This window comes from Dyadobacter sp. (genome assembly GCF_051859145.1).
Classification (GTDB): Bacteria; Bacteroidota; Bacteroidia; order Cytophagales; family Spirosomataceae; genus Dyadobacter.
The window spans coordinates 1-5,431 of sequence record NZ_JBHYGF010000292.1 but is presented as its reverse complement, the minus strand read 5'-3'; the positions used below and the strand labels follow the sequence as shown (position 1 = coordinate 5,431).

5 protein-coding genes and 1 riboswitch are annotated in these 5,431 nt (G+C 46.8%); of the genes, 2 read left to right on the top strand and 3 right to left on the bottom strand.

What is annotated here, in order from left to right:
* Window positions 1-549, bottom strand: a 549-nt coding sequence (locus ACTIE6_RS16540) for a DMT family transporter (RefSeq protein ID WP_439557696.1), incomplete at its 3' end; no start/stop codon positions are given.
* Window positions 550-575: 26 nt separating this feature from the next.
* A riboswitch (cobalamin riboswitch) is annotated at window positions 576-775 on the top strand.
* Window positions 776-835: 60 nt separating this feature from the next.
* On the opposite strand from ACTIE6_RS16540, the gene ACTIE6_RS16535 reads away from it, so the two are divergent.
* Complete coding sequence (locus ACTIE6_RS16535; RefSeq protein WP_439557695.1) at window positions 836-2,776, top strand: TonB-dependent receptor plug domain-containing protein; 1,941 nt, start codon at window positions 836-838, stop codon at window positions 2,774-2,776.
* Window positions 2,777-2,821: 45 nt separating this feature from the next.
* Window positions 2,822-3,901 carry a YncE family protein gene (locus ACTIE6_RS16530; protein WP_439557694.1) on the top strand — a complete coding sequence of 360 codons (1,080 nt, stop codon included), beginning with the start codon at window positions 2,822-2,824 and terminating at the stop codon, window positions 3,899-3,901.
* A 72-nt stretch (window positions 3,902-3,973) separates the two neighbouring features.
* Here ACTIE6_RS16530 and ACTIE6_RS16525 read toward each other — a convergent pair whose 3' ends face one another.
* Both ACTIE6_RS16525 and ACTIE6_RS16520 read right to left on the bottom strand, forming a co-directional pair.
* Window positions 3,974-4,717, bottom strand: coding sequence for a tetratricopeptide repeat protein (locus tag ACTIE6_RS16525; protein ID WP_439557693.1), 744 nt, complete (start codon window positions 4,715-4,717; stop codon window positions 3,974-3,976).
* 68 nt (window positions 4,718-4,785) lie between these two features.
* On the bottom strand, window positions 4,786-5,431 hold a 646-nt coding region (locus ACTIE6_RS16520), incomplete at its 5' end, for a helicase-related protein (protein WP_439557692.1).

Here is a 5,431-nt window from a genome sequence, read left to right as displayed (position 1 = left end):
AGACAAATAAGAAACTGCTGTTAAAAGTGCATTCCCCAATCCGAGCGCATTGTCCCGCAGCGAAGTGGAAAGATCCGGCCTGAATACGAGCAGGATACCTGTGAAGCCGATGAAAATCGCTGCCCACTCGCCTGCATTCAGGGTTTCTCCAATCAACAACCAGGAGAGTAAAGCCAGGAAAATCGGGTAAGTGTACTGATAGGTGGAAGCGCGGCCCAAACCAAGGGTTTGAATGGCATAGAAAAGCATGTAAAGGGACAATGTCCCCACAACTCCCCTGAAAAGCAGCAATCCCAGCTTCCCGCCTTGCTGAACAAGCGGCCGTTGCCGGATACTGCTGAGCACGAAAACCACGCCCACTATATTCCGGAAAAACACCAGCTGAACAATGTGAAATTCACGGCCCAGCCACTTGGATAATGCAGACGTCAGCGAAAAGAAAAATGCCGCTCCGAGCATAAGGTAAATGCCTTTACGGGATGCGTTGACAGGATTGTGTGCAGAAGAGGCCACTTTCAGATTTTGGGACAAAGATAAGCGATCGGGCATTCGGTCGTAAAACGAATGCAATTAGCTACCTTTGCTACCGTTTGGTGCCCGCAGCAATATCAATATTGCTTTTTGTGGCTTAATAGGGAATTCCGTTAAAACCGGAAGCTGTCCCCGCAACTGTAAGTCTGTTCCATTGACCCGATCTTCGAAGCCACTGTTGCAAAACGGGAAGGCAGCGGGCCAAAAGGCGAGCCAGGAGACCTGCCAGATCAATCGTGCTACAACGCTTTCGGAGGAAAAGCAGCGGGCCTGTTACTATCCAGAGAATACCCAGGTGATTTTTGTGCAGCGGATTTTGATTACGGCAGTTATTGCGGCAGGGACTTTTCTTCCGGTCATAATCCACGCCCAAACGGATTCGATTGCTTTGCAGCCGGTTAACATCAAGGGTTTTGTGCCCGAAAAGTTCATGAGCGGACTGAAAGTGCAGCGGATTGACTCGGCCAGCCTGCTTGCCTTTCAATTTCAGAATATCAGTGATCTGCTCGCTATTCAAACACCGGTTTCATTTAACAAATATGGTCCCGGCCAACTTACCACCGCTTTTTTTCGCGGAACATCGTCCAATCACACAGCCGTACTCTGGAACGGACTGAATATTAACTCGCCTACATTAGGCCAAACCGATTTTTCGACCATACCTGTCGCTGGCTTTGATGCACTTTCCATTCAATATGGTTCGGCTGCCAGCATTGTGGGAACCGACGCAGTAGGCGGCAGTATCTTGCTGAACAGTGCTGCTGGAAATAATGGGTTTAAAATTTTACTTGGACAGCAAGTTGAAAGCTTTCACAATCACCAGACCCAGGTTGCTGCCCGCTATGGATCGGCGCTGCGAAACAACTGGCGGATTTCGGGGAAAACGAGTCTTTACGATAACCGGATGAACAACCAATTTCCCTACCGTCAACGACGAGAGTATGCATTGCTGCCATCGGAGGCATTTCAGCGCGGACTGGTCCAGGATATTTTTCTAAATGGTAAAAACAATCAGGAAATCTCTGCGCATGCCTGGATTACCAGCAACAAACTGACCTCCTCACCAGCCGATACGGCAGGGCGCGAGCTCACATTAACCAAAGCTTACCGGGCAATGCTGCGATACAGTTTTGGTGATTTTACGGCACGTGCAGCCTGGGTGCGGGATATCATTGATTATGCGAAAGGCAATTACAACCAGCTCAACCATGCTGTTACGGATAAATTTTCCAATCGCATTGAAAAGGATTTTGACTTGCTTCTGAACCAAAACGGAGGCAATATTTCTATCAAAGCAGGAGCTGAATGGACACATTACCGGACCAGAGTACCTGGCTACGAAATACCTGTCATTACCGAAAACCGCGGAGATTTTTTCCTGCTTACCCGCTGGCAGGCCAATGCAGCTTTTCTTGTTTCCCTCAATCTCCGGCAGGCGCTGGTTACCGGCTACAATCCGCCTTTTACACCGTCACTCGGTGCTGAATATGATCTGGTTGATCTGCCAGGCTATAAATTGAAACTTAAAAGTTCGGTTGCCAGAAGCTATCGTGTGCCTACTTTGAATGAACGTTACTGGAAAATACTGGGCGATCCTGATATCCGGCCTGAAAGTGGCTGGAACAAGGAAGCAGGTCTTGAACAAACAGTAACGATTTCTCCCAAAAGCACATTCAATGCTTCGCTTACAGCTTATCACAACCGGATCAAAGACTGGACTTACTGGAATCCTGTAAAAAATTACCGGGTTGAAAACCTGCAGCAGGTACTTGCGCGCGGACTGGAATTGCAAGCCGGCTGGCGGGGAAATGTGGACGTAACTCAAGTGGGCGCGAACCTGACTTATGCATTTAACAAAAGTGTCCAGGAAAGAGCCTACGATGCTTATTCTGCGGATGTAATCGGCAAGCAGCTGCGTTTCGTGCCGCTTCACACAGCGGGGCTGAATGCATTTGCACAATATAAAAATACAAAGCTGACGGGCCAGCTGCAATTTGCAGGAAAGCGCTACACTACCTTTGACAATACCACTTTTCTGAAAGAATACGCGCTGCTGCATCTCATTGCCGAAACTTCCGTGTCGATTGGAAAGGTATATTTGCGGGTGCAGGGACAGATTAACAATGTAACAAATACGTTTTATCTGAGCGTGCAAAACAATGCACTGCCGGGAAGAAGCTTTGCAATTAACCTGATCGCGGCATTTGATTCCAATGCAAAATCAGCCCGGCGAAATCAGGATTGACATTTTAAAACATTGAAATACACTTTTTATATAAATCCAATCAAGATGAAACAACGATTATCAAGAGTATTATTCTTCATCGCATGCACAGTAACAGTCTGGTCCTGTAACCAAAGTGACCCCGAGCCAAAAGGAGATTTTGCAAGAGGCGTTTTTGTAATCAATGAAGGTAATTTCAGTCAGAACAATGGCGCTATCTCATTTTTCACGAGAGAAAATACAAATGCAGAAGTTGATATTTATGCCAAAGCAAACGGTACCGCATTGAAAGGCGGTGTTCAGGGTTATGCGGCCGCGGGTGAGCAGGGCATAATTCTGGTTGACAATATGAATGCGGGAATGGACAAGATTGAATTTGTAAATGCCTATACTTTCCAAAAACAAGGCACGATCGATTCGCCGGAAATAGATAACCCGCGTGAAGTGGTAATTTCAGGAAACCGCGCCTACGTTTCATGCTGGGGTACCAATGCCGACTACAACTACACAACCGGCTATATCGCAGTGATTGATTTGAACACAAAAAAGGTAACCAAAAAAATCGCGATTGCCGACGGACCTGAAAACCTGGTATTTACGACAGGTAAGTTGTTTGTAGGAACTACCTCCAATACAGGAGGTAAAATTTTGTACGTAGTTGATACAAATACAGAAACTGTAACTAAAACGATTAACCTGGAAGGTACACCTACGCCAATCGGCATTGATGCGAATGGAAAACTGTGGGCTGGTGCGGGTATCAAGGCAGTGAAAATCGATCCGGCTTCCTATGCAGTTGAAACAACTTTGCCGATTGGCACTGACGCAAAAAAATCAGCCGGCAATTTCGCATTGACCAATGACCTGAAATCCATTGTATTTACATTATCCTACTACGATGCCAACTTCGTTTTACACGGAGAAACCTACAAATTCGGAATCGGCGATACGCAGATTAATCTGGCTACTCCGCTTATCAGAAGAGTGTTCACAGGCTTGGCGATTGACCCGTCGCAAGGTTTGATCTATGCAGGTGTTACCCCGTCCTATGCACAGGCAGGTTATGCAGTCCGCTACCGCGCCGACGGTTCGCTGGTAGATTCAGTGAAGGTAAATGTTGCGCCGACTGGCTTTTTCTTCCAGTAAGCTCATTGAAATAAATCAAAAAAGCGCTCCTGAATATTCAGGAGCGCTTTTTCTGTTAATATATCTTGGTGTCTATTTGAAAAACCCTTGTGGATCCGGCATTTTGGCTTTCAGCAGTTCCACAAATTCAAAATTCATTTGTGACAAATCCAGCACCCTGCCTTTGTGCAAATGCTCCCAGGACTTATCGAGCTCATTGAGGTTATAATGTAAAAGCGACAAATTGTATTGTCCGAGTGCGTAAGTAGAGTCCACAGCCGTGGCATGTTTTAAAAGCTCCGCTGCTTCATCCAGCTCTTCTTTACGGCTGGTGATTGCATAAAGTTTGAGGTCAACAGTAGAAAGATCCACCAGCAAAGGCACATTGTCGCCCTGCAGACTAACCCCCTTACTCAGCATCCGCTTGGCATCCACCCAGTTTTCACGCTGGTAAGACACAACCCCCAGCCCCCAGTAAGCTTCTACATTCTTATCATTTAAAAGCTGCGCCAGATTGAAACGGTAGCAGGCAGTATCCAGTGAACCTTCCTGCAAATACTCCCACGCACGCGCAGCGAAAAAGCTGCTTGCCTCTGCGCGGCTCGAAAAGGATTTGTCGCATTCACTCAGGAATCTGATTTCCTCGTCGATCTGCTCGGAAGTTTTACTTACCTCGCCAAACAGCGGAAGAATGCGTCTTTCTTTTAATTCAAGAGGTTTTTTCTGTGCCGTGTTCGTACCCGAGTTGGCAGCACCGGCGCTTGCAAGATGCGTGTTTTGCGCAAGGCCGAATACAGGAATAAGCACCGCAAGCCAAACAAAAACAGATTCTTTCATATCAAACTAAATAGAGAAACAGGTTTTCTATTGTCCAAGGTAAACGGTTTTATCGGGAATGTATTGCATTACTTGCGTTTACTTCTTCCCGCAGATTCTTTGCGTTTTTGCGCGTTTTTTGACAAATCTTTGGGCTTACTGTGGAAAACTTTTTTCTTCTCGTGAAAAGCTCCGAGGAACGTCGGATCCTCTTTCCGCTTCTGATTATCGATTTCGCGTAGCATATCCTGGCGCTCAGGAATTGGGGTCGGCGCAATTTCCAGATCCTCTGGCAATTCCTCTCTCGGAATCTCCATTCTTATAATCTGCTCGATCTTGCGAATGTGGTATTCGTCGGCCATTGTCATAAATGTAATCGCCTCCCCTATCTTGTTGGCGCGACCAGTGCGACCAATCCGGTGCACATAATCCTCATAAATGAGCGGCACATCGAAATTGATCACGTGGCTCACTTCAGTAATATCAATTCCCCGAGCCACCACATCGGTCGCCACCATTACACGCACAGAACCCGCGCGAAATGCTTCCATTGCATTAATGCGTGTATTCTGGCCTTTATTGGCGTGGATCACTTTCAATTCATTTTCCCGCACTACCCGGTTGAGCAGATTGTTATGAACAAGACCTGCCACTTCCCGGCTCCTCGTAAATACAAGTACCCGGTTGAAGTCCTCGCGCGTTTTCAGGAAATAGGAAAGCAGGTTAATTTTGGTG